Annotated in this window: 23 protein-coding genes; 9 read left to right on the top strand and 14 right to left on the bottom strand. The window is 69.7% G+C overall.

Annotation, left to right across the window (positions count from 1 at the left end; all coding sequences use genetic code 11):
* Positions 1 to 1,424 (bottom strand): trehalase-like domain-containing protein (locus tag ADX84_RS09870; protein ID WP_234003903.1); only part of this gene is annotated, 1,424 nt, incomplete at its 3' end.
* A gap of 410 nt (positions 1,425 to 1,834) precedes the next feature.
* A complete protein-coding gene (locus tag ADX84_RS09875; protein WP_049570986.1) occupies positions 1,835 to 2,551 on the bottom strand; it encodes a class I SAM-dependent methyltransferase in 717 nt (238 codons plus the stop codon).
* A gap of 172 nt (positions 2,552 to 2,723) precedes the next feature.
* Between ADX84_RS09875 and ADX84_RS09880 the strand changes: the two genes are divergently transcribed.
* The 3 genes from ADX84_RS09880 (at position 2,724) to hisG (ending at position 4,859) form a co-directional block, all read left to right on the top strand.
* Positions 2,724 to 3,554 (top strand): SDR family oxidoreductase, encoded by an 831-nt coding sequence (locus tag ADX84_RS09880; RefSeq protein ID WP_049570989.1) that lies wholly within the window; start codon positions 2,724 to 2,726, stop codon positions 3,552 to 3,554.
* A 99-nt stretch (positions 3,555 to 3,653) separates the two neighbouring features.
* Positions 3,654 to 3,917, top strand: a complete 264-nt coding sequence (locus tag ADX84_RS09885) for a phosphoribosyl-ATP diphosphatase (protein WP_017546893.1) — start codon at positions 3,654 to 3,656, stop codon at positions 3,915 to 3,917.
* An 87-nt stretch (positions 3,918 to 4,004) separates the two neighbouring features.
* Entirely contained in the window at positions 4,005 to 4,859 is an 855-nt protein-coding gene (hisG, locus tag ADX84_RS09890) for an ATP phosphoribosyltransferase (protein ID WP_049570993.1), read from the top strand.
* A gap of 15 nt (positions 4,860 to 4,874) precedes the next feature.
* On the opposite strand, the gene ADX84_RS09895 is transcribed toward hisG, so the two are convergent.
* Entirely contained in the window at positions 4,875 to 6,341 is a 1,467-nt protein-coding gene (locus ADX84_RS09895; RefSeq protein ID WP_049570998.1) for a cellulase family glycosylhydrolase, read from the bottom strand.
* A 33-nt stretch (positions 6,342 to 6,374) separates the two neighbouring features.
* On the opposite strand from ADX84_RS09895, the gene ADX84_RS09900 reads away from it, so the two are divergent.
* Both ADX84_RS09900 and ADX84_RS09905 read left to right on the top strand, forming a co-directional pair.
* The gene (locus ADX84_RS09900; RefSeq protein ID WP_049571000.1) at positions 6,375 to 6,923 is read left to right on the top strand and encodes a hypothetical protein; all 549 of its coding nucleotides are present in this window, start codon (positions 6,375 to 6,377) and stop codon (positions 6,921 to 6,923) included.
* Between the two features lie 106 nt (positions 6,924 to 7,029).
* Complete coding sequence (locus ADX84_RS09905; protein WP_049571002.1) at positions 7,030 to 7,542, top strand: hypothetical protein; 513 nt, start codon at positions 7,030 to 7,032, stop codon at positions 7,540 to 7,542.
* A gap of 59 nt (positions 7,543 to 7,601) precedes the next feature.
* Here ADX84_RS09905 and ADX84_RS09910 read toward each other — a convergent pair whose 3' ends face one another.
* The gene (locus tag ADX84_RS09910; protein ID WP_049571006.1) at positions 7,602 to 8,009 is read right to left on the bottom strand and encodes a DoxX family protein; all 408 of its coding nucleotides are present in this window, start codon (positions 8,007 to 8,009) and stop codon (positions 7,602 to 7,604) included.
* Positions 8,010 to 8,104: 95 nt separating this feature from the next.
* On the opposite strand from ADX84_RS09910, the gene ADX84_RS09915 reads away from it, so the two are divergent.
* Positions 8,105 to 8,824 carry a spermidine synthase gene (locus tag ADX84_RS09915; RefSeq protein ID WP_234003908.1) on the top strand — a complete coding sequence of 240 codons (720 nt, stop codon included), beginning with the start codon at positions 8,105 to 8,107 and terminating at the stop codon, positions 8,822 to 8,824.
* Positions 8,825 to 8,826: 2 nt separating this feature from the next.
* Here ADX84_RS09915 and ADX84_RS09920 read toward each other — a convergent pair whose 3' ends face one another.
* From ADX84_RS09920 to trxA, 7 genes are all read right to left on the bottom strand, one after another.
* Complete coding sequence (locus ADX84_RS09920) at positions 8,827 to 9,045, bottom strand: EF-hand domain-containing protein (RefSeq protein ID WP_049571013.1); 219 nt, start codon at positions 9,043 to 9,045, stop codon at positions 8,827 to 8,829.
* Between the two features lie 308 nt (positions 9,046 to 9,353).
* Positions 9,354 to 10,262, bottom strand: coding sequence for a phosphate ABC transporter permease PstA (gene pstA, locus ADX84_RS09925; protein ID WP_049571015.1), 909 nt, complete (start codon positions 10,260 to 10,262; stop codon positions 9,354 to 9,356).
* On the bottom strand, positions 10,259 to 11,269 hold the full coding sequence (gene pstC, locus ADX84_RS09930) for a phosphate ABC transporter permease subunit PstC (RefSeq protein WP_049571018.1): 1,011 nt from the start codon (positions 11,267 to 11,269) through the stop codon (positions 10,259 to 10,261). The genes pstA and pstC overlap by 4 nt, the downstream gene beginning before the upstream one ends.
* A 105-nt stretch (positions 11,270 to 11,374) precedes the next feature.
* The gene (gene pstS / locus ADX84_RS09935; protein ID WP_049571020.1) at positions 11,375 to 12,520 is read right to left on the bottom strand and encodes a phosphate ABC transporter substrate-binding protein PstS; all 1,146 of its coding nucleotides are present in this window, start codon (positions 12,518 to 12,520) and stop codon (positions 11,375 to 11,377) included.
* Positions 12,521 to 12,921: 401 nt separating this feature from the next.
* Positions 12,922 to 13,707, bottom strand: coding sequence for a response regulator transcription factor (locus ADX84_RS09940; protein ID WP_049571024.1), 786 nt, complete (start codon positions 13,705 to 13,707; stop codon positions 12,922 to 12,924).
* Between the two features lie 56 nt (positions 13,708 to 13,763).
* The gene (gene pstB, locus ADX84_RS09945; protein WP_049571031.1) at positions 13,764 to 14,636 is read right to left on the bottom strand and encodes a phosphate ABC transporter ATP-binding protein PstB; all 873 of its coding nucleotides are present in this window, start codon (positions 14,634 to 14,636) and stop codon (positions 13,764 to 13,766) included.
* A gap of 304 nt (positions 14,637 to 14,940) precedes the next feature.
* Complete coding sequence (gene trxA, locus ADX84_RS09950; RefSeq protein ID WP_049571034.1) at positions 14,941 to 15,315, bottom strand: thioredoxin; 375 nt, start codon at positions 15,313 to 15,315, stop codon at positions 14,941 to 14,943.
* Between the two features lie 273 nt (positions 15,316 to 15,588).
* On the opposite strand from trxA, the gene ADX84_RS09955 reads away from it, so the two are divergent.
* Together ADX84_RS09955 and ADX84_RS09960 are read left to right on the top strand one after the other, a co-directional pair.
* Positions 15,589 to 15,936 (top strand): YidH family protein, encoded by a 348-nt coding sequence (locus ADX84_RS09955; RefSeq protein WP_049571037.1) that lies wholly within the window; start codon positions 15,589 to 15,591, stop codon positions 15,934 to 15,936.
* Entirely contained in the window at positions 15,933 to 16,304 is a 372-nt protein-coding gene (locus ADX84_RS09960; RefSeq protein WP_049571040.1) for a DUF202 domain-containing protein, read from the top strand. The genes ADX84_RS09955 and ADX84_RS09960 overlap by 4 nt, the downstream gene beginning before the upstream one ends.
* Before the next feature lie 99 nt (positions 16,305 to 16,403).
* Here the strand turns inward: ADX84_RS09960 and ADX84_RS09965 are convergent, their stop codons facing one another.
* The 3 genes from ADX84_RS09965 to ADX84_RS09975 all read right to left on the bottom strand — a co-directional run bounded on the left by ADX84_RS09965 (position 16,404) and on the right by ADX84_RS09975 (position 19,025).
* Entirely contained in the window at positions 16,404 to 17,387 is a 984-nt protein-coding gene (locus ADX84_RS09965) for an NAD(P)-dependent oxidoreductase (RefSeq protein WP_049571043.1), read from the bottom strand.
* Positions 17,388 to 17,495: 108 nt separating this feature from the next.
* Positions 17,496 to 18,209, bottom strand: a complete 714-nt coding sequence (locus ADX84_RS09970) for a PIG-L deacetylase family protein (protein WP_049571047.1) — start codon at positions 18,207 to 18,209, stop codon at positions 17,496 to 17,498.
* 105 nt (positions 18,210 to 18,314) lie between these two features.
* Positions 18,315 to 19,025, bottom strand: coding sequence for a WbqC family protein (locus tag ADX84_RS09975; protein ID WP_049571179.1), 711 nt, complete (start codon positions 19,023 to 19,025; stop codon positions 18,315 to 18,317).
* Between the two features lie 376 nt (positions 19,026 to 19,401).
* Between ADX84_RS09975 and ADX84_RS09980 the strand changes: the two genes are divergently transcribed.
* Complete coding sequence (locus ADX84_RS09980) at positions 19,402 to 20,946, top strand: glycosyltransferase (RefSeq protein WP_049571051.1); 1,545 nt, start codon at positions 19,402 to 19,404, stop codon at positions 20,944 to 20,946.
* Positions 20,947 to 21,062 lie beyond the last annotated feature (116 nt).

Genomic DNA, 21,062 nt, shown 5'->3' on the forward strand with positions numbered 1-21,062 from the left:
CCGTCGCGGAGCCAGCAGTAGCGGTAGTCCCAGTTACGGACGCCGCCGATCTCCTCGGGCAGGGAGGTGGTCGCGGCGGCCATGACACCGCCGGTGGGGGTGCACAGACCCCGCAGAGTCAGCGCGGAGCGCGCGGCGAGGACGTTCTCGGTGCGCGGCAGGTCCAGGTCCCGCACCCAGGAGGACCAGTGGAGGGCGGCCTGTTCCTGGCGCTGCGCCTCGGTGGCCTCCTCGGCGGTCAGGGAGTCGGTGCCGCAGCGCAGCTCCAGCACCACGGGGCGCTCGGACCTCGGGTGGACGGTCGCGCGGGCGACGTCGTCGGTGCCGTCGTGGTCCACCCGCCACTCCACGCCGGGGGAGCGCAGGACCATCGGGAAGTCGGCGCCCTGGACGCGCAGGCCCTCGGGCTCGACGGTGATGCGGATGGGGGCGCGGCCGAAGTCGGGACGCGGGGCGAACTCGACGGTGGCGGGGGTGACGCCGCCGATCACCCGGACGAGGTCGGTGCGTCCGGGCTCGGTGTCGTGGGCGAGGTAGTCGGTGACCTCCAGGCGGGACCAGCGGGTGCGCACGGTCATCGTGCCCGGTAGGTAGCGCTGGCCGAGGGGGAGGCCGCCGTGGGCGGGCGAGATCGCGAAGACCCCGGCCTGACGGCCACCCAGGACCTCGGCGAACAGGGCGTTGGAGTCCGGCTCGGGGTGGCAGAACCAGGACAGGCGCGCGTCCGGGCCCAGCAGTGCCACGGAGGCCTGGTTGGAGAGCATCGACATGCGCTCGATGGGGGTGGGGCGCTCCCCGAAGACCCAGGAGCGGCGTTCGGTGGCCAGGAGGGTGAGCAGGGCCGCGGCGGTGGGGGTGTCGGGGACGCTGTGCGCGGCCACCGTGTGCTCCTCGCCGACCCGCACGCCCGCGTCGGCCCCGGCGTTCAGGTTCGCGAACACCGGCTCCTCGCCCTCGCCGCCGCCGATGTAGAGGATCGCGGTGGCCTCGACCTGCTCGCGCAGGAGTTCGAGCGCGGCGGACTTGTCGGCGGGCGGGGCGTCGGGGCCGGTGCCGGGGTGACGGGGGTCGATCGTGAGATCGGTGTCGAACTCGGTGCCGTAGGCGCCCACGAGGCGGACCTCCGAGGGCAGCCTGGAGAGGGCGGCCAGGTCACGCAGGGCCCTGGCGGAGATGACCGCGCACACGGTGCCGGGCAGGTCCGCGAGGTCGCGCAGGGCCCTGACGGCCTCGGGGAGGGGACCCCGGTGGTCGGATGCCACCGGTGCGAGAGCACCGTCGTAGTCGCAGGCCACGAGCAGGCGCGAGGTGCGGGCCAGCGCGGAGACGCGCTGCCGGACGTCGAGGGGCATGGTCTCCAGGGTCGTGTCCGTTGGTCCCTGCGGGACCGCCGGAGTCGCCTTGACCACCTGGGTGAGCGTCACGTTGCCTCCTCCACTGGTCCATTACCGACCTGGGAAATAGGTGAGATGTAGGACTCCGCGCGCATGTGTCTGGATCACATGGATCTCGTAGGGAAAACGTAGACCCAGGGACGTATGGCGCGGGATGAACTTCACGGGCCTTTGAGTAGACCTAAAGAACATTTGGCATTCAAACGGATAAACCGGGCATCCGTGCTGTTCTGTAAAAGGTCAGGTGCCTCAGAAGTCAACGCGAGACTACCCGCGCCGCGCACGTGCGCGTGCACGAGAAGCAAGTGATGCAGATCACTCATACGGAACGGGTCCGTATGTGCCAGACCCCGCCCGCGGGCCGTGGAAGGGAGTCCACGGCCTGTGGACGGGGTGAGCGGAACCGGGGAGGTGTGGGGGGTGCGCGCCGAAGCGCCGGGTCAGGAGCTCGACGACTCCCATTCCGGCTTGCGCAGATGGTGCACCCACGCGGGCGGGAGGTTGGCGAACACCTTCTCCGAGCCGATCCCGTAACGGTCCAGCCAGTCCTGCACCACCCAACTGGTCCGCGCCTGGCGCAGGTAGTCCTCGCGGCGGGCGATCACCGCCTTGACCTCCTTCGTGTACAGGTAGCCGTAGAAGGAGAGCGTCCCGCCCGGGCGGAGCACGGTGAAGTAGTAGTCGAGGATGCCGCGCACGGTGTCGGCGGTGAAGTTGGCGAACGGCAGGCCGGAGACGATCACGTCGTAGGTGCGGTCGGTGCCCATCTCGTCGACCAGACAGGCGTGCACCTCCGCACTGTCCGCGATCGGCGACATCTGGGGGTCGGTCTCCAACAGGTGCTCGACGTAGGCCGCGAACTCCGGGTTGGCCTCCACGAGGTCCACGGTGTCACCGGGGCGCATCGCGTCGGCGATCCCGCGGCTGATGGCGCCGGTTCCGGCGCCCGCCTCCAGAATGCGCAGCGGTTCGTCGGGATCGGGTCGGTGGCGGATGTGCTCGGCCATGGCGTGCGCCAGGGCACTGCTGCTGGGCACGATGGAACCCGTCGCATGGAAGGTGCGCAGCGCCTGGCTGAAGAAGAGTCTGGTGTCACGCAGACGTTCCTCCAGCCTGAGGGCGGCCAGGGGTCCGGTGGGGCTCTGGGTCTCGGACATGACTGAACGCTAACGCGTCGGTGTGCCCCTGGGGAGACCGCGCGGCCCTTTGTCCCGGAAACACCGCGTGGCCATGAACACCGCCGGGATGGGAACCCCGGCGCCGGGTCCGCGCCCCGAGGGGCGCTCCCGCCCCCGGACGGCCACGGCGCCACGCCCTACTCTGAGGGGCATGAGTGACGCCGACGCCACCCCCGAGACCCCCGCCCACACCCGGACCGCGCTGGTCACCGGGGCCTCCGGCGGGATCGGGGAGGAGTACGCCCGGCGTCTCGCCCAGCGCGGGTACGCCCTCGTCGTGGTCGCGCGCCGCCACGACCTCCTGGCCGACCTCGCTGACGACGTCCGTGAGCGGTACGGGACCGCGGTCGAGGTCCTGCGCGCGGACCTCGGCACATCCGAGGGCGTCGCAGCCGTCGCCGCGCGGCTGGTCGAGGATGGCACCGGCGAGCTCGCGCCCGTGGACCTGCTCGTCAACAACGCCGGGCGCGGCGACGGGGGCACCTTCGCCGAGCAGGATCCCGCCGAGATCGACGCGATGATCGACCTCAACGTCCGCGCCGTCCTCAAGCTGGCCCGCGCCGTCCTGCCCGTGCAGATCGCCCGTCGCGCGAACGGGTACAAGGAGGGGCTGGGCGTGGTCAACGTCGCCTCGATGGCCGGGGAGATCCCCGTCAACCCGGGGGGTTCCGTGTACGGCGCGGGCAAGAAGTTCGTGACCCTGTGGAGCGAGAGCGTCGCCGCCGAGGTGCGCGGACACGGCGTCCACGTCACCGTGGTCCTGCCCGGATTCGTGCGCACCGACATGACCCGCGGCGTCCAGGAACAGGGGATGCCCGCCTTCGCGTTCGTGCCCAAGGAGCACATCGTCCGCGACTCCCTCATCGCCTGGTCCGCCGGGCGTTCGGCGGTCGTCTCCGGACCCCAGTACAGGGCCGCCGACGGCCTCCTGCGCCTCCTGCCCCGCCCGCTGATCCGCGCCGTCGCCCGCCGCATGGCCTGACCTGGCCCTCTCACATACTGGGACATTCGGTCCCCGGTTGGTCACCGGGCGTCGGTTGCGCCTACCCTGGTAGCGCACTGTCGGTCGAGGAAAGAGACCATGAAGACCTTCGAAGAGCTGTTCGCCGAGCTGTCCGAGAAGGCACGCTCCCGCCCCGAGGGGTCCGGGACCGTCGCCCAACTCGACGCTGGCGTCCATGCCATCGGCAAGAAGGTCGTCGAGGAGGCCGCTGAGGTCTGGATGGCCGCCGAGTACGAGTCGGACGAAGACGCCGCCGAAGAGATCTCGCAGCTCCTCTACCACCTCCAGGTCCTGATGCTGGCCCGTGGCCTGCGGCTCGAGGACGTCTACAAGCATCTGTAGGCCGGTACCGCGCGCCCCTCGCCGGGCGCGTGCGCGGACCGGCCCACCGACGTCCCCGAACCACGCCAGAGCTGACAAGGAATCCCAATGCCCGACATGCTCCGCATCGCCGTGCCCAACAAGGGCCAGCTGTCCGAACCCGCCGTCCAGATGCTCCGCGAGGCCGGGTACCGGCAGCGCAAGAGCAGCCGCGACCTCGTGCTGGTCGACCCGGACAACAACACCGAGTTCTTCTTCCTCCGCCCCAAGGACATCGCCGTCTACGTCGGCGAGGGCATCCTCCAGGCCGGGATCACCGGCCGCGACATGCTGCTGGACTCCGGAGCCCCGGTCGACGAGGTCCTCGCACTGGGCTTCGGCGGCTCCACCTTCCGCTTCGCCGCGCCCGGCGGCGGCGGGATGGACGTCTCCGACCTCAACGGCAAGCGCATCGCCACGTCCTTCGACGAGCTGCTCCGCGCGTACCTGGAGGAGCGCGGCATCGACGCGCGCGTCATCCACCTGGACGGGGCCGTGGAGAGCTCGGTACAGCTCGGCGTGGCCGACGCGGTGGCCGACGTCGTCTCCACCGGCACCACGCTGCGCAACGCGGGGATGGAGACCTTCGGCGACCCGATCCTGATCTCGGAGGCCGTGGTCATCCGGCCCACGGACGCCCCCGAGGACCGGCAGATCGACCAGCTGCTGCGCCGCCTGCGCGGCGTCCTCGTGGCCCGCGACTACGTGATGATGGACTACGACGTGCACGCCGAGAACCTGGAGGCGGCTGTCGCCCTCACTCCCGGCATGGAGGGGCCCACGGTCTCCCCGCTGCACCGTGAGGGCTGGGTCGCGGTTCGCTCGATGGTGCCCCGCAAGGATGCCCAGCGGATCATGGACGACCTCTGGCAGCTCGGCGCCCGCGCCATCCTGGTCACCGACATCTACGCCTGCCGCCTGTAGCCACGGCGGCCCCGGTCAGGAGGGGGCGACGGTCAGGACGGTCTCGTCGCCGTCGGCGGCGCCAGTGACGGTGACGTGCAGGATCCGTCTCCCGCCGTCCCAGCGCGACGTCCAGCCGTCGTCCCCGGCGGGGGTGTCCACGGTGAGGTCGAACCCCTGCCCAAAGACGTCCTCGGGCAGGTAGAGCTCGGTCGCCCCGGACGCCCCGTTCTCGGCGTAGCGCACCGACAGCGCACCGTCGGCGTCGTGGGGTCCCAGTTCCAGGGGTCGGCCCGCCACGGCGCGCGGGTAGGCCCGGTTCATCACGTGGGCGAGCGGGCCGGGCGTGAGGTCCTCGCCCTCCGCCCGCTCCTCCCATGGTCCCCAGCCGTCGTGGTCGTTGGACCAGTAGACGCGTCCGGCCGCCATCGACTCGGTCTCCGCCAGCATCCGGGAGACGAACTCCGGCGCGCCCGGCCCGGACATGTCCAGGCCGAACTCGCCCAGCACGATCGGTGCCTCCAGGCGTTCGCCCACCACCCGGACGTTGCGCGACCACAGTTCCACGCTGGCGTCGATCCGCTCCAGCGCCGCGCCCTCGTAGGGCTGGCCCAGGTCCATGGGCAGGGCGTACATGTGCGGCGCGTAGACGATCCTCGGTTCACCCTCGCGGGGGTCGTCCAGCCTGGGCAGAAACGAGGGCAGGCCCCAGTTCACGCCCACGGCCTGGCCCTCCACGAAGATCCACGTGTCCTGGTCGACCTCCCGGACCCGTGCGACGGACCGGCGGTACAGCTCGGCCAGCGGACCGGCCTCGAAGTCGGGTCCCTGGAGGCTGCCGCCGAACGGTTCGTTCATGAGGTCGTAGCCGATCACCGCCGGATGGCCGGAGAAACGCTCGGCCACGTGGCGCCAGGCGTCGGCGTAGGCGTCCATCAGCCCGGGGTGTTCGCCGGTGGTCCCCCAGAAGTGGTCGAAGGAGCGCACCACTCCGGGCTCCAGGTAGACCAGTTCCCACATCTCGTGGCTCTCCACCCGCAGGCCGTCGTTGTGGGTGGCCCACTCGGGGGCGCCGTTGCCGGAGTGCTCCTCGGGGCTGGTGTGGCGGCCGTACAGGTCCTGGTGCATGTCGAGCAGCACGTGGTAGCCGCGGTCGGCGTACCACTCGACCCGCTCGGCGACGGCGTCCAGGTACGCCTCGTCGTAGACGCCCTCTTCGGGTTCCAGGGCCTGCCACTGGATGAGGAAGCGGACGAAGTTGGTGCCCATCGCGTCGTACTCGGCCTGGACGTCGTCCTCGGTGATCCACGGCAGCCGGTCGGGGTCGCCCTTGGCGGAGCCTGAGGTGTTGAGCCCGTGGAGGAAGAGCGCCCTGCCCCGGTCGTCGGTGAGGTACCGGGTGGGCCCCGGCTCGTGCCGGGTGAGCGCGGCGACGAGGCCGAGCACCAGCACGAGCACTGTCAGTGCGGCCGTGACGAGCCCGCGCTTGCCGGTGCGCTGCAATCTCGCTCCTGGGGTGAGAGCTGGATCACTATCATGCAGAAGGTGAATGTTGTTCGCAATGCCCCCACCGCCCTCGTACCGTCCGTCGCAGGGGTCACGACCCTCCTCCCCTGCCTGCTCTTCGGGAGCGCAGCGTTCCTCACCTGGCTGGGGTCACGCGCCGCCTGGCTGACCCTGCCCACGGCACTCGGCGTCCCCTTCGCCTTCCCCAGGCTCAGTCTCACCACCGTCGTCGGACAGCCCGACTGGCACCTGGCGACCGAGATCGTCGCCGCCGCGGCACTGGCCGCCGTCACCGGGTGGTGGGTCCGACGGGCACTCCGGGTGCGTCCCGAGGCGAACGCCTGGCGGGTCCTGCTGTCCGCCTGGGCCGGTGTGCTCCTTGGGTTGGCCCTGGCCAACGCCCTGCGCGCGGTCGCCGCCGTGCTGGCCGTGGGCGCCGGGCCGGTGGCCCTGTTCGCCTACGCGCTCGCCGGGGCCCTGACGGGCCTGCTCTGGGCGGTCTGCCTGGGTTGGGTCTGCGCGGTTCCGGCGGCCCTGGTACACCGGTTCACCGCGCGAACCAGCGCCGACTCGGCGTAGTTCCCTCAGTCACCGTCGCGCCGTCCCCCCGGGCCCCGGGGGGACGGTTCGACCGCGTCCTCCGGGGGATCAACCCCACTCGCCCCCCACAGGAAGCAGGTCTTCGGTGGACACTGATCCGAGCATCCTTCCCACCTGGACCCCCTGGGTCCTCGTCGTGGCGACCACGGTCCTGGTGACGTTCGCCGTCCGCATGCGGGTCACCCCCGAGCGCGGATACACCCGGGGCCAGGTCCACCGCGAACGCCTGATCGACCGGGCCCCGTACTTCTCGCGGCTTCGCCGCAGGGCCGCGCGCGTGATCCGTGCGGGCGAACGGGTGAGCGATCCGGAGCTGGGCCGGGTGGTCTACCTGCTGGCGTGGGAACGCCACTGGTACACGTTCAACCCCTGGCAGCCGCGTGGAATCGGGTCCCTGACCATCGCGATGCTGGCCCTGTCCCTGGTCGGCGCCGGGTTCGCGACCGATCCCGCGTACGGGACGCTCGCGGCGGTCCCAGCCCTGCTCCTGGCGGCGTACGCGGTCTACGAGATGGCGGTCCCCCGACGACGGGCCGCCGAGTCGATGGCCGCCCACCGGGGACACGCCACGGCCGAGGATCCGGAGCCCGGGGTCTGAGGTGCACCCACCCGGACCACCGGACCGCTCGCCACAGGTGCCCTAAGGGTCCTCAGCGGTCAGCCACCGGGGTTGTCCCGCTTGGGGCGGGACTGGAGGGCGGCCCAGATCAGGGGGGCCTGGAGCGGGACGCGGCCCCAGGCGACCGCCTTGTTGTCGGCCACCGACGGCAGCCGTCCCGACCCCGAGTCCAGCGCCATCTGGACGTTGGCGGGCCACACGGCCAGCAGCAGTGCGGCGCTGGCCGGTCCGGCCCACCTCCGGCGGGTCAGCAGGCCCACGCCGCAGGCCAGTTCGGCCGCGCCGCTCCCGTAGACGAACGCCCGGTGAGCGGGCAGCCGACGCGGCATGATCGACTCGAACGGCCTCGGGGCCACGAAGTGCAGCACCCCCGAACCCACGAACATCGCCCCCAGCGCGAGCGGGGCCGCTCCGCGCAGCCTGTCCAGGCGTTTTCCCATGGTCATGCACTCCTCTCGTGACGCGCCGGAACCCAACCTACTGATGAGTCAACAAGTGGTACTTCACCGGCCCGCCGCGCGGGAACATGATCGGGGGCACAATGTGGTGCATGAACCAGCCAACGCGAGACCCCGAAGTCGAGGGTGAATCCGTCACCGTCGCCAGAGTGACGGGTGAGACCGGCGGTGACCTGGTACTTCGCCAGGTGGGTGCCCACTACGAGATCTATTCCAACGGCCTTTTCCTCATGGACACCCGCGACGGCACCTCCGAGCGCGAGATGGTGCGCCTGAGCCTGGCCGAGCTTCCCCCGGGGCGCTCACACGCCCGCGTGCTGGTCGGCGGGCTGGGCGTGGGCTTCTCCGCCCGAGAGGCGCTCGACAACCCCCGGGTGTCCCGCGTGGACGTGGTGGAGCTCGAACCCCAGGTGATCGCCTGGCACGAGGGCGAGCTCGGTGAGGCCGCCGAGTACGTCCACCGCGACCCCCGCTGCCGAGTGCACAACGCCGACATCGTCGCCTGGATCGCCGAGGCCTCGGCCGCCGACCAGCCCGGCCGCTTCGACGTCATCTGCCTGGACACCGACAACGGCCCGGACTGGACCGTGGTCGAGAACAACAACCGTCTGTACGAGGCGGCCGGGCTCGAACAGCTGACCCGGCTGCTCACCCCCGGCGGGGTGCTCTCCTTCTGGAGCGCCAACAGCGTGGACAGCTTCGAGGCCCTGCTGCGGACCCGCTTCGGCACGGTGGAGGTCGCGGAGGTGGTGGTGGCCCGGGGCATCCCGGACGTGGTCTACCTGGCCTCGAACCCCCTCTGAGATCAGCCCTGGTCGCGGGACATGTAGCGGGCGAACTCCTCCAGGGAGATCCGCTCGTCGCCGTCGCTGTCCATCGCGCGCACGACCTCGGCGGCCTGCTCGTCGGTGGTCTGGTCGCCGAGGTTGCGCATCAGCGAGGCCAGCTCCTGGGCGGAGATGAGGCCGTCGTTGTCTGTGTCCACGAGGGTGAAGGTGGCGGCGTACTCGGTGGTGTCGGCCATCGGGGGCTCTCCGGATCTGCTGGGGAACGAACTCGCGCCAGGCTATCGAGGCACGCCCCGCCGGGGCCACCGGGAGGCCCCGGCCGCCGGGCGGTTGGCCGTCCCATGCCTTCCGGGTGACGGTGCCGACGTGCGGGTTCGGGGGCGGTCGTGTGTCGGAGACGGCACGAAGAGAGCCCGGGTCGCAGGGAGCCGGGCCTGTGACCGCGTACCGCGGCAGGAACGCGCGAGAGGGGCCGTGCCCCGTCCGGTGGACGGTGGCGGCGGCCCCTCTGGGGGAGACGTGCCTGACAGCGGGTCAGCGGGGGTCAGTGCGTGTTCGTGGAGGCCTTCGAGCCGACCCAGCGGGCGACCACCGTGAAGGCCAGCACCAGGATGAACAGGCACAGCGCGGCGCCCCAAGCGCGGTCGATACCGGACTCGAAGGGCTGCGTGGCGCCCCGGTACAGCTGCATCGGGACGGCGCCCTGCGGGCTGCCCTGGAAGCTCGTCACGATCAGACCCGTACCGAAGGCCGTCAGCAGCAGCGGCGCGGTCTCACCGATCCCGCGCGCGATCGCCAGCATCGAACCCGTGGTCAGACCGGGCGCGGCGGCGGGCAGCACCGTGTGCACGATGGTCTGCCACTTGCGCGCCCCCAGACCGTAGCTGGCGTTGCGCATCTCGTTCGGAACCAGCCGCAGCATCTCCTCGGAGGACCGCGTCACGATCGGCAGCATCATCACCGCGATGGCCACCGCGCCGACGAAGGTACCGAAGCCCATGCCGCCCCAGCCGATCACCAGCAGGCCGTACACGAACAGACCCACGAAGATCGACGGGATGCCGGTCATCACGTCGGTGAAGAAGCGGATCGCGGAAGTGAGGCGGTTGGGCCCGTACTCCACGATGTACACGGCGGTGGCGATGCCGAAGGGGATCGACATCAGGACGGCCAGCGCCATGATGTACAGCGTCCCGAAGAACCCGGCCGCGTAGCCGCCGCCTTCGCGCCGGGGCGGCGGCTCGGTCTGGGTGACGAAGTCCAGGTTGACCACGCCGATGCCGCGACGGGTCACCTCGAAGACGATGAGGACCAACGGGATCATCGCGATGACCATCGCGGCGGTCAGCACCACCGTGGCGCCGCGGTCCTTCAGGCGCCGCAACGACGAACCCGGGGGCCGCTGGCTCAGGGGGGCGTGCCTGCTGGGGGGAGTCTCGGTCATGGTGCTCATACGGCGGCGTCTCCCGTCATGCGTCCCAGACGCCAGACGATGACGCGGGCGAGGATGTTGACGATCATCGTGACCAGGAAGAGGGCCACACCGATGGCCATCAGCGCGGTCCTGGACTCGGGGGTGGCCTCGCCGAAGGTCGCGGCGATGTGCGAGGCCATGCTGCTGCCGGTCCCGAAGAGGCTCGCGCCCCAGGACTGGGAGCCGCCGATCAGCATCAGGACCGCGATGGTCTCGCCCAGCGCGCGGCCCAGGCCGAGCATGGCGGCCGCGACGATGCCGGAGAAGCTGGCGGGCAGGACCACGTTGCGCAGGACCTCCCAGCGTGTGGAGCCCAGCGCGTAGGCGGCCATCCGCTGTTCAACCGGGTGCACCGCGATGACCTCGCGGATGATGGCGGTCATGATCGGCAGGATCATGATGGCCAGGACGATCCCGGCGGACAGGTAGCCGACCCCGCGGATCGGGCCCTCGAAGAGGAAGAACCAGCCGAGGACGCCCTCCAGGAACTCGAAGAACGGCCGCAGCACGTTCGGCAGGAACCAGTGCAGGCCCCACAGGCCGAAGATGACGCTGGGAACCGCCGCGAGGAGCTCCACCGTGTAGGAGAGCGGCTTCGCGATCCGTCGGGGCGCCAGGTGGGTGAGGTAGAAGGAGACCATGATCGCCAGCGGCAGCGCGATGACGATGGCGATGGTCGCTGTCACCAGGGTGCCGTAGATGAACGGCCAGGCGCCGTAGGTGCCGGTGATCTCGGTCCGGGAGTTGCCCGACTGCCACTGCTCGCCGGTGAGGAAGCCGAAGAAGCCCTCCTTGGCGAAGACGGGCCAGGCCTCGGTGGTGGTGCGCAGGACCATCAGGGCCAGGATGACCAGGACGATGGTGCCGCAGGACGCTACCGCCCACTTGAAGAGGGGGTCGGCCATCCTCCCCTTGCTCGACCTCAGCGTCGTGCCCCGCCGGGGTTCCTCCGGGGCCGGGGCGGCCTCTGGGGCCTCAGTGGACATGGAGCTTCTCCTCTTGATGGCTTTCGTGGGAGTGGGAGACGCGGTGGCGCCCCGGTCGGGGCAGGGAGCGGGGCCGGGGCGCTCCGGCCCCGGCCCCTGTGAGGGCTAGCCCTCGGAACCGTCCTCGGTGTCGGCGTCAGCGTCGGCCTCCGCGTCGTCACCGCCCTCGTTCTCGGAGTTGGTGCGCTCGATCTCGGCGAGCACGCGCTCCTTCAGCTCGTCACCCAGGGGGGCGTAGCCCAGCTCGGCGACGATCTCGTTGGCGCCCTCGTCGGTCAGGGCCCAGGTCCAGAAGTCGATGATCGCGTCGGCCTCGGCCTGCTCGTAGCCGCAGGTGTAGGTGAAGATCCAGTTGGTACCGGCGATCGGGTAGCCCGCGCCGCCGATGCCGTCGATGCTGAAGCGGAAGTCCTCGGGGATCTCCGCCTCCTCGGAGGCGGCCGTGGTGGACTCCAGGGTCGGCGCGATGGGCTCGCCGTCCGCGTTGATCACCTGGGCGGAGGCCAGACCGGCCTCCTGCGCGAAGGCCTGGTTCACGTAGCCCACACCGCCCGGGTTCTGGCTGATGCCCTGGGCGACACCGTCGTTGCCCTGGCCGCCGACCAGGCCGGGGGCCCAGTCGATCTCGCCGCCGGAGCCGTACTCGTCGGCCCACGACTCCACCTCGGTGGAGAGGTAGTGGGTGAAGACCTCGGTGGTACCGGAGCTGTCGGAACGGTGGACCGGGATGATCTCGTCGTCCGGCAGGTCCACGTCCGGGTTGAGGTCGGCGATGGCCGGGTCCGTGTACGAGGTGATGTCACCGGAGTAGATGCCGGCGATGGTCTCGGCGTCCAGGACCAGACCGTCGAGGTCGGGGTTGTCGAAGGCGATGACGACCGAGCCGAACACGACCGGGAACTGGATGGCCTCGCAGCCGCGGCCGTCGGCGGCGGTGGCCAGGTCCTCGTCGGTCAGGTAGCGCTCGGAGGAACCGAAGTTGACCGTCTGCTCAAGGAACTGCTCGATACCGGCACCGGAGCCCACGCTCTGGTAGTTGATGCTGACGCCGGGCTGCACGTCCTGACTGTAGGTGTGCATCCAGTCCTGGAAGAGCGGGTCGGGGAAGCTGGCCCCGGCACCGGTCAGCGAGGCGCTGAGATCGGCACCGTCGGCGGAGCCGTTGTCCGCGCCGTCGGAGCCGCTGCCGCACGCCGTGGCGAGCAGGGGGATGGCCGCCAGGACGGCGAGCTTGGAACGCCCGTTGCGCATGTCGTGGTTCTCCTCGTTGAATGACCGCTGTCGGGGCTGACGTAAAACGACACTAGGCGCGTAGAAAGTCGCGGTGTCATCGAAATAGAGGCGGTTGGGTAGAAGAACAGTGAATGGCAGGTGAATGGGGGTTACTTTTTGATAACGGCCACGGTGTGCGATGGTGTGCGCCCCGGCGGGTGTCTGCGGTCGCGTCGCGGAGGTGTGTGCTCTGACCTGCTGTGATGATCACGTGTCCGAGCGTGCTGCCGGGGGGTGTGGTTCAGGGGGATGACAACTTCGCATTCCCGGGGAGTCACCCTTCCGTGGGAATCCGAAAAAGGTGACGCGCACATGAATGGGGGGCCGGTCCCGTGTCAGACGGACGGCCCTCGAAAAAGTACGCGATTTCCCTTGTCCGCCTACCCGCCGCTCACCGTGTCCAGCCGGTAGCCGATGCCCCGGACCGTGTGGATGAACCGGGGCTGGGCCTCGGAGTCACCCAGCTTGTGCCGCAGGCGCCGTATGTGCACGGCGATCGTGTTGTTCACCGGCGGAAGCGGCTTGCGCCAGACCTCGGTCCACAGCTCCTCCCGGCTCACCACCCGGCCGCTGTGCCGGAGCAGGAAGTCCATGATCCCGAACTCCCGCAGGGCCAGGTTGACCGGCTGCCCGTCCACGAACAGCCGGTGCCCCAGGGCGTCCAGCTCCAGGTCGCCCGAGCGCAGCGCCACCGGACCGCCCGCGTTCGGCGGCGGGGCGACCTCGTTCCCGGGAAGCGAACCGCGCAACAGCGCCGCGAGCTCCGGGATGCGGTAGGGGCGGTTCACACAGGCGGTGGCCCCCGCGGAGAGGGCCCGCATCGCCCTCTGCGAGTCGCCCGCGCCCACCCCGATCAGGATCGGGATGTCCATGGCCCGGCGCGTCACCCGCACCAGCGTCTCCAGGTCCACCTCGGGCGGAGCGGCGTTGGTCAGCAGCGTGTCGGGCCGCACCATCCCCACCCGGAGCAGGGCCTCGGCACCGTCCACGCACACCGTGATGTCCACGTCGTGTCCGCTCAGCGAGAGCACCAGCTGGTGTGACTGCTCGGACTCGGGCTCCACCAGCAGGACCCTCAGCGGACCCTCCGCGCGCCGCGTTCTCACCTCGTCGTCCGGCGCGCCGGTGGGCGGGGGGACCGGGGCGGAGGAGGTGAGCGCGGGCATGGGCGGGTCCACTTCGTCGAGAACGGCGGGGGGGGGGGGAGCTCGACCGGGTCGGGTTACCCGAAGCGGCCCGAGATGTAGTCCTCCGTGCGCTGGTCGGAGGGCTTGCTGAAGATCGTCGCGGTCTCGTCGTACTCCACGAGGCTGCCGTAGCGGTCGCCCTCGCCGTCCACGCTCGCGGTGAAGAAGGCCGTGCGGTCCGAGACGCGCGCCGCCTGCTGCATGTTGTGGGTGACGATGACGATCGTGTACTCGGCCGCCAGCTCGTACATGAGGTCCTCGATCTTGAGGGTGGCGATCGGGTCGAGCGCCGAACAGGGCTCGTCCATGAGGATGACCTCGGGGTTCACCGCGATGGTGCGGGCGATGCACAGGCGCTGCTGCTGGCCGCCGGAGAGGGCGAAGGCGCTCTCCTTCAGCTTGTCCTTGACCTCGTCCCACAGGGCGGCCTTGGTCAGGGTCTCCTCGACCAGGTCGTCCATGTTGCCGCGCGTCCCGTTGATCCGGGGTCCGTAGGCGACGTTGTCGTAGATGGACTTGGGGAACGGGTTGGGCTTTTGGAAGACCATCCCGATCCGGCGGCGGACCTCGATCGGGTCCACGTCGGACGCGTACAGGTCCTCGCCGTGGTAGGTCACCCGACCCTCGATCCGCGCGCCCGGAATGAGGTCGTTCATCCGGTTGAGCGTGCGCAGGACCGTGCTCTTGCCGCAGCCGGACGGGCCGATCATCGCGGTGATCTGGCGCGGGCCCACCTGCATGTTCACGTCACGCACGGCCTTGTTGGACCCGTAGTGGATCGACAGGTCGCTGATGTCGAAGACGGGGTCGCCCAGGCCGGGAACCTCGCGGTTGTACCGGACGGTGTCGGGGGCGATGCCGCGGCCGGACTCGGTGCCTCGCGGGGTCGCGGTGTTGCTGACAGACATGGGGCCACTTCCGGGTCGGACGGAGCTCGGTGTGCACGAGGGGATGAAACCCGCGGAGTGCGGTCGACTCCCATGCAAATATGTCCGTGTGAAGCCCGGGTGAACGAACCCCGTGGCCAAGATGAACGTGCGCGGTGGAGTGGGAAGCCCCCGGTGACCTCCCGGTGTCCTTCCCGGTCAGGGTGGCGACCGCCGGCGACGATCGGGTGTCCTCCGCCGTGGCGCACACGACCGCCCCGACGGTTCCGTGCCGGTCGTGGCACGGTCGTCGGGGCGGTCGGTGAAACGGGGGCGGTGGGGCGCCCTACTCCTTGGCGTCCGCGCCCTGCTCGGAGATCTTCTGCTTGACCTCGTCCATGTCCAGTTCCCGGGCCTGGGTGATCAGGCTCTCCAGGGCCTCGGAGGGGAGGGCACCCGGCTCGTTGTAGATCACCGTCTGGTCGCGCACGATCATCAGGGTCGGAATGGACTGGATCTTGAACTCGAAGGCGAGCTCTCGCTGGGCCTCGGTGTCGACCTTGGCGTGCACGATGTCCGAGTGCTTCTCCGAGGACTTGTCGAACACGGGGGCGAACTGGCGGCAGGGACCGCACCAGTCAGCCCAGAAGTCGATCAGGACGAAGCTGTTGTCCTTCAGCGTTTCCGCGAAGTTGTCTTTGGTGAGTTCGACGGTGGACACGTGGTCTCCTGCTCTTCGTTCGTTGTTGGTGTCGACCGGTGGCCAACTGCCATCCTCTTGGGTGCTACAGCGGTAGTGCCCACTCGTTTGTTCCACATGCCTCGGAGGTGGTCCACGCACGTCCGCCGGACCGGTGGTTTCCGACACAACACGTGTTGCATACCTGTTTGGGAGGAAAGAGCGAACACGGTTAGTGTCGGCCTGCGGGGCACGGGTTCATTGTCGTGACCGGAGCTTCCGTTGTGGGCCGAACGCCGAAAACCGGGGGGACCGATGAGCTCCGAGGCGCCGGAGGACGAGCAGGGCGTGGACTACCGCTTCACCCTCGCCAACGAACGTACCTTCCTCGCGTGGATCCGGACCGCCCTGGCACTGCTCGCGGGCGCGGTCGCCGTCCTCCACCTGCTTCCGCTGGGCTGGGACGAGACGCCGCGCACCCTGGTGGGGCTGCTGCTGGCCGTGCTCGCGGGTGTCGTCACCGTGTACGCGCCGCTGCGCTGGTACCGCGTGCAGCGCGTGATGCGCCTGGGCCAGCCCCTCCCGATGAGTCTGCTGCCGCTGATCACCACGTTCGCGGTGGGCGTGGTCTGCCTCATGGTGCTCTTGGGGAACCTGCTGTGAATCCGGGGGAGGTGCGCCGCGACCCGGGGCTCCAGCCCGAGCGCACACTGCTCTCCTGGCAGCGCGTGCTCATCCTGCTCACCGTGGTGGGCCTGGTCTACCTGCGGGGGCCGCTCGACCCCGGCTCCACCGTCGTGCCCGAGGTGTCGCCCGCGCTCCGGGCGGGAGTCATGGCCTTCACCCTGCTGTTGGGCGCCGGACTCGGGCTGCACCTGTGGCTGCGGTGGCGTCACACCCGGCACGGACTCCGCGAGCCGGGCACGGGGCGGCCACCGCTGAGCGTGGCCCGGCCCTGGGCGATGGTCCTGCTCAGCGCTGGCGTGCTCGCCCTGACCCTGTTCGTGGTGGCGACGGTGCTGCTGCCGTGAGGCGGGGGCCGGGCCTCGTGACGTCCCCGTGCCGGGGCCGGGGCCGTCGCCGCCGCGCGGGCGGACGACGGGTGGGAGGAATGATCCAAAAAACAGGGCCTAGGCGGGTGCCGGGACCGAGCGGGCCGAGCGGCGGTGCTCGACGATCGACCCGATGATGGCGTTGAGGTCGAGTGTCGGCTCGTATCCGATCAGGCGCCCGGCCAGGGAGGTGTCCGGGTAGCGGCGCTGCATGTCCTCGTACCCCTCGCCGTAGGCCTCCTCGTAGTCCAGGAAGGTGATCGAGCTGCCCGACCCCGTCAGCTCGACGATCCTGTCCGCCAGGCCCCTGATCGACACCTCCTCGTGCCCGCCCAGGTTGACCGCCTGGTTGTACGCCTCGGGGGTGTCCATCAGCCGGGTCATCGCGGGCACCACGTCGAACACCGAACCGAAGCAGCGGCGCTGGGTGCCCGTGCCGTAGACGGTGATGGGCTCGTCGGACAGGGCCTGGTCGACGAACCGGGGCACGACCATGCCGTATCTGCCGGTCTGCCTGGGCCCCACCACGTTGAAGAAGCGGGTGATGACGCAGGGCACGCCGGACTCCACACCGTGGACGTAGGCGACCAGTTCGTCCAGCCCCTTCGCGGCGGCGTAGGACCAGCGGCTCTTGGTGGCCGATCCGTAGATCCGGTCGTCACCCTCCTTGAGGCCGTCCGCGTCGTTCTTGCCGTAGACCTCGCTGGTCGAGGCGATCATGTACGGGACACGGTGCCGCACCGCGGCCTCCACGACGTTCTCGGTGCCGTGCAGGTTGATCCGCAGCGAACGGAGCGGGTTGTCGACGATGTTGTAGACCCCCACGGCGGCGGCGAGGTGGAACACGGTGTCCGCCTCCGCGACGAGTCGGTCCACGAGTTCCCGGTCCAGGATGTCCCCCTGGACGAACCGGAAAGCGGGAGAACCCTTCAACTGGGACAGGTTGGACAGTGAACCTGTCGAGAGGTCGTCCAGGACGGTGACCTCGTGTCCCCGCGCGACCAGGTGGTCGCACAGGTGGGAGCCGATGAACCCGGCTCCACCGGTGATGACGGCCTTCATGGTTTTCCCTCCACTACGGGTGGTGTAGGTGATCCGTACTTCACGGGGGGTGGGCTTCGTGTGACAGGTGAGGGAGCAGATGGGGGAGTCGGCGAGTCGTCGCTCCGGTCAGGCCAGGTGGCGCAGGACGTGGTAGCCCTCGCCGAGGGCCACCCCGGCCTGCATGCCCCTGAGGACGGCGAGGCTGCGCAGGGTGAGTTCCGAACGGGTGTGGGGGTGTTCGTGACTCTGGGAGCCGTACAGCTCCATGGCCTGGAGCTTGGCCTCCAGGTCCTGCTCGTCGAGCTCGACGATGAGGTTGGGGGAGCCCACGGGTTCGAACCGCCACTGGTCGGCGGCCTCCTCGTAGGACAGCACCATGCGGGGATGGTGGCGCAGACCGTTGTTCGAGGGCCGCAGCGCGGTGTGCACGGCCTCCGCCACGGCCTGGTGGTCCTGGTTGTAGCTCGTGTGGTGCGGCACGAGCACCACGGTGGGCCGCAGGGCAGCGACGGAGAGCGGGCTGTCCCGCTCGATCAGCCGTGTCAGGTCCACCCGGGGGACCGAGTCCAGCCTCAGGTGGTGCTCGTCGCCCGGGAGCGCCATGTGCCAGTCGTCCCAGCGGAAGTGCTCCGAGACCTTCTTGATCTCGGTGTGGCGCTCCTCGGCCGTGGAGAAGCCCTTCACGGACTGGTCGGCGGTGTCGCCGACCGTCAGGAACTGGACGAAGACCTCCGCGCCAGCGCGCTTGGCCTTGTGCATCAGGCCGCCGCAGCCGAGGGTCTCGTCGTCGGGGTGGGGGGAGTAGACCAGGAGGCGCTCCTGTGACCAGTCCGTCGTCATGCCTGTTTCCCGTCCTTTGCCGAAGTGGGGCGATCGGTCGTCACCCGGGCCGCCGGGGCCACCGCCCGTTGGCTCGGGCGGACGGTGCCCGCTCGCTGATCGGTGTCAGCCGCGCGTTCTCGCCTGACGGAGCACGCGCGGCGCGTCCGGTCCGGCGTTGAGCAGGAGGTCGATCGCCGACAGGCGGGGCACGAAGTCGTCGGCGGGTCCCCGCGTGTGCTGGCGGTACACCGGGTGGCGGAAGTCCTGCCACTCGATGGCCACCCCGTAGCGGTTCAGCACCTCGGGGTCGAGGTAGTCCCTCGCGCCGTCGCCCGAGAGCATCGTGTCCGCTCCCGCCTTGGCGCAGATCTGGGCCAACAGCTCACTCTTGTGCCCGGGGAAGTCCCCGAGCTCGCTCGCGCGCAGGACGGGTGTGTCGACACCGAACGCCCGTGTCAGCAGGCGGGTGGTGGCGATGGCCAGGTCCGCGAGGCCCTCCCACTCCGTTTCGTACAGTTGGGCGATTTCTTCCCGGTAAACGTCCCAGTAAGGCGCTTTGCGGTAACAGTGTTCAGAGAGTGCCCTGAAGTGCTTGTTGCGCCATTTCTGTGTGTTGTCAATCTTCTTGTCCAGGATGCGTTCGTCGCGACTCGCCTGGGTGACGGGCACGGAGAGAAGGACCGGATCGCCCTGTCCGGCAACGTAGTTTCGGTTCTGCCAACCCCGACGTTCGAACTGAACCGTGTCAAGCATGATGAATCGGTCAGAACGGTCGATCTTGTCGATCAGTCCCAGCCAGGGCCAATAGTGCGGCTGATGGACGGCCACGCGCAGGCGCGCGCCGTCCGGGCTGTTCGGGAGGGGGCTCCCGAGGTCAGGACCCGGGCCGCCGTGCGCGGGATCTGGCGCGGGGGATCGTGGCTCGCCGATCACGCCGGGCGTTCTCCTTAACTCGTCGGTCGGCCGCGAGGGGGATTTACCGGGGCCCCATGAGGCCTCGTATAAACCGGGGGTGGTGGCCCCTCCGGCACCTCGCCGCAAATATCTTCTAATGGGTACCACCTCACGCAAGCCCGTGTATACGATTTGCGTGGCCTACATAGGACGCGAACCCGGGTGAACCCACCAGTCGTGTAGGACGTCAACCTATCGCCGACTTTGCGGGTTAATGTCGGTCCGAAACCGATAACATTCGGAGGTTCGCAGGGCTGTGCGTATCGTGCGTTTCATCGGTGGGCTACTGACCGGGCTGATCGCCCTGGTGCTGGCCGTCGCGCTGTTCGTCTACTGGTTCGACTTCGCGTCGACCATGGCCGCCGCCGCGGGGATCGGCGCCCTCGGGTACGTCTTCCTGTGGATGGCCTTCGGCCTCAACCTGCTGCTGTGGACCGTGGTCGGCCTGATCAGGCTGGCCGAGGGCGGGGCGCGTGCCGCCCTGCGCCGACGTCCCGAGGACCGGCGGCGGAGCGTCACCGGGGGCCGCGAACGGCAGCGGCTGCTCGTGGGTGCGGGCGCGCCCGGGGGCGCTGCTTCGCCGGCCGAGGGAACGGGGCACGCAGGGAGGCGCGCCGTCGACACCGTGGCCCCGGGAGGGGCGTTGGTGGCGGAGGACCCCGAGGACATCACCCTCGCCGTCATCATCCCGGCCCACAACGAGGAGCCGGTGATCGACACCGCGATCTCCTCCGCCCTCGGCCTGTTCGCCCGCTGGGACGTCTACGTCGTCTCGGACTCGTCCCGGGACGCGACCGCCGACATCGCTGCCAGGACCGGCGTGAACGTCCTCGAACTCCTCACCAACCGGGGCAAGGCCGGGGCCATCGAGGCGGTCATCGAGGAATTCTCACTGACCGAAAACTACGACGGTGTCCTGATTCTGGACGCCGACACGGAACTCGACGCAGGGTACGTGGAGGGCGCCAAACGTCAACTCCAGGACCCCGGTGTGGCCGCCGTCGCGGGCTTCGTCGTCTCGGAGTGGAAGCCCGGGGAGCGCGGCCTGGTCGGGCGGATCATCTCGGCCTACCGGGACCGCCTCTACTTCATGCTCCAGTACTTCATGCGCTTCGGGCAGACCTGGAAGCGGGCCAACGTCGCCTTCATCGTGCCGGGGTTCGCGAGCGTGTACCGAAGCCGCGCCCTGAGGGAGATCACCGTCAACCCCCCGGGGCTGGTGATCGAGGACTTCAACATGACCTTCGAGGTGCACCACAAGCGCCTCGGCCGGGTCTCGATGCGGCCGGACACCAAGGCCTACAGCCAGGACCCGTTCACGTTCCGGGACTACCGCAAGCAGGTGGGCCGCTGGACCCTCGGCTTCTGGCAGACGGTGCGCAGGCACAAGGTGTGGCCGAGTCTCTTCTGGGTGGCCCTGGCCCTGTACATCGTGGAGGTCGTGCTGGTCTCGGTGCTGTTCCTGGTGACGGTGGCGATCGCCCTGTTCGTACTGCTGGGCACGTTCGGCGGTGAGGTGCTGGCGGGGGTGCCGTTCCTCTCCGACGGGTTCACGGCGGTGACCGCGTTCCTGCCGCTGACGGCCCTGGCCATCGGCCTGCTCGTCCCGGACTACGTGCTCACCTGCGTCATGACCATGGTCCGACGGCGGCCCTCGTACCTCTTCTACGGCCTGTTCTTCTTCCCGATCCGGATCGTGGACTCCTACCTGGCCCTGCGGATGATCCCCAAGGCCTGGACCGCCGAGTCCGACGGCCGATGGAGCAGTCCCACCCGGGTCTCCCAGAAGGGCCCCAGGTAGCCCTCGCTACCTGCGCAAATGTGAGATTCTCCGAGCATGCCCACCCCAGGGGCCCACTGTGCGGGACACCGCTTAGCCTCGATGGAGGGGACCCGACCTCCTCGGGGCGCAGTCGT

It is taken from the genome of Nocardiopsis sp. SBT366 (assembly GCF_001083815.1).
Classification (GTDB): Bacteria; Actinomycetota; Actinomycetes; order Streptosporangiales; family Streptosporangiaceae; genus Nocardiopsis; species Nocardiopsis prasina.

Bases quoted from the DNA above. Each gene is read 5' to 3' on its own strand.
- ADX84_RS09875 (WP_049570986.1), bottom strand. From the start codon at position 2,551: ATGTCCGAGACCCAGAGCCCCACCGGACCCCTGGCCGCCCTCAGGCTG.
- ADX84_RS09880 (WP_049570989.1), top strand. From the start codon at position 2,724: ATGAGTGACGCCGACGCCACCCCCGAGACCCCCGCCCACACCCGGACC.
- ADX84_RS09885 (WP_017546893.1), top strand. From the start codon at position 3,654: ATGAAGACCTTCGAAGAGCTGTTCGCCGAGCTGTCCGAGAAGGCACGC.
- hisG (WP_049570993.1), top strand. From the start codon at position 4,005: ATGCCCGACATGCTCCGCATCGCCGTGCCCAACAAGGGCCAGCTGTCC.
- ADX84_RS09900 (WP_049571000.1), top strand. From the start codon at position 6,375: ATGCAGAAGGTGAATGTTGTTCGCAATGCCCCCACCGCCCTCGTACCG.
- ADX84_RS09910 (WP_049571006.1), bottom strand. From the start codon at position 8,009: ATGACCATGGGAAAACGCCTGGACAGGCTGCGCGGAGCGGCCCCGCTC.
- ADX84_RS09915 (WP_234003908.1), top strand. From the start codon at position 8,105: ATGTGGTGCATGAACCAGCCAACGCGAGACCCCGAAGTCGAGGGTGAA.
- ADX84_RS09920 (WP_049571013.1), bottom strand. From the start codon at position 9,045: ATGGCCGACACCACCGAGTACGCCGCCACCTTCACCCTCGTGGACACA.
- pstA (WP_049571015.1), bottom strand. From the start codon at position 10,262: ATGAGCACCATGACCGAGACTCCCCCCAGCAGGCACGCCCCCCTGAGC.
- pstC (WP_049571018.1), bottom strand. From the start codon at position 11,269: ATGTCCACTGAGGCCCCAGAGGCCGCCCCGGCCCCGGAGGAACCCCGG.
- pstS (WP_049571020.1), bottom strand. From the start codon at position 12,520: ATGCGCAACGGGCGTTCCAAGCTCGCCGTCCTGGCGGCCATCCCCCTG.
- ADX84_RS09940 (WP_049571024.1), bottom strand. From the start codon at position 13,707: ATGCCCGCGCTCACCTCCTCCGCCCCGGTCCCCCCGCCCACCGGCGCG.
- pstB (WP_049571031.1), bottom strand. From the start codon at position 14,636: ATGTCTGTCAGCAACACCGCGACCCCGCGAGGCACCGAGTCCGGCCGC.
- ADX84_RS09955 (WP_049571037.1), top strand. From the start codon at position 15,589: ATGAGCTCCGAGGCGCCGGAGGACGAGCAGGGCGTGGACTACCGCTTC.
- ADX84_RS09965 (WP_049571043.1), bottom strand. From the start codon at position 17,387: ATGAAGGCCGTCATCACCGGTGGAGCCGGGTTCATCGGCTCCCACCTG.
- ADX84_RS09970 (WP_049571047.1), bottom strand. From the start codon at position 18,209: ATGACGACGGACTGGTCACAGGAGCGCCTCCTGGTCTACTCCCCCCAC.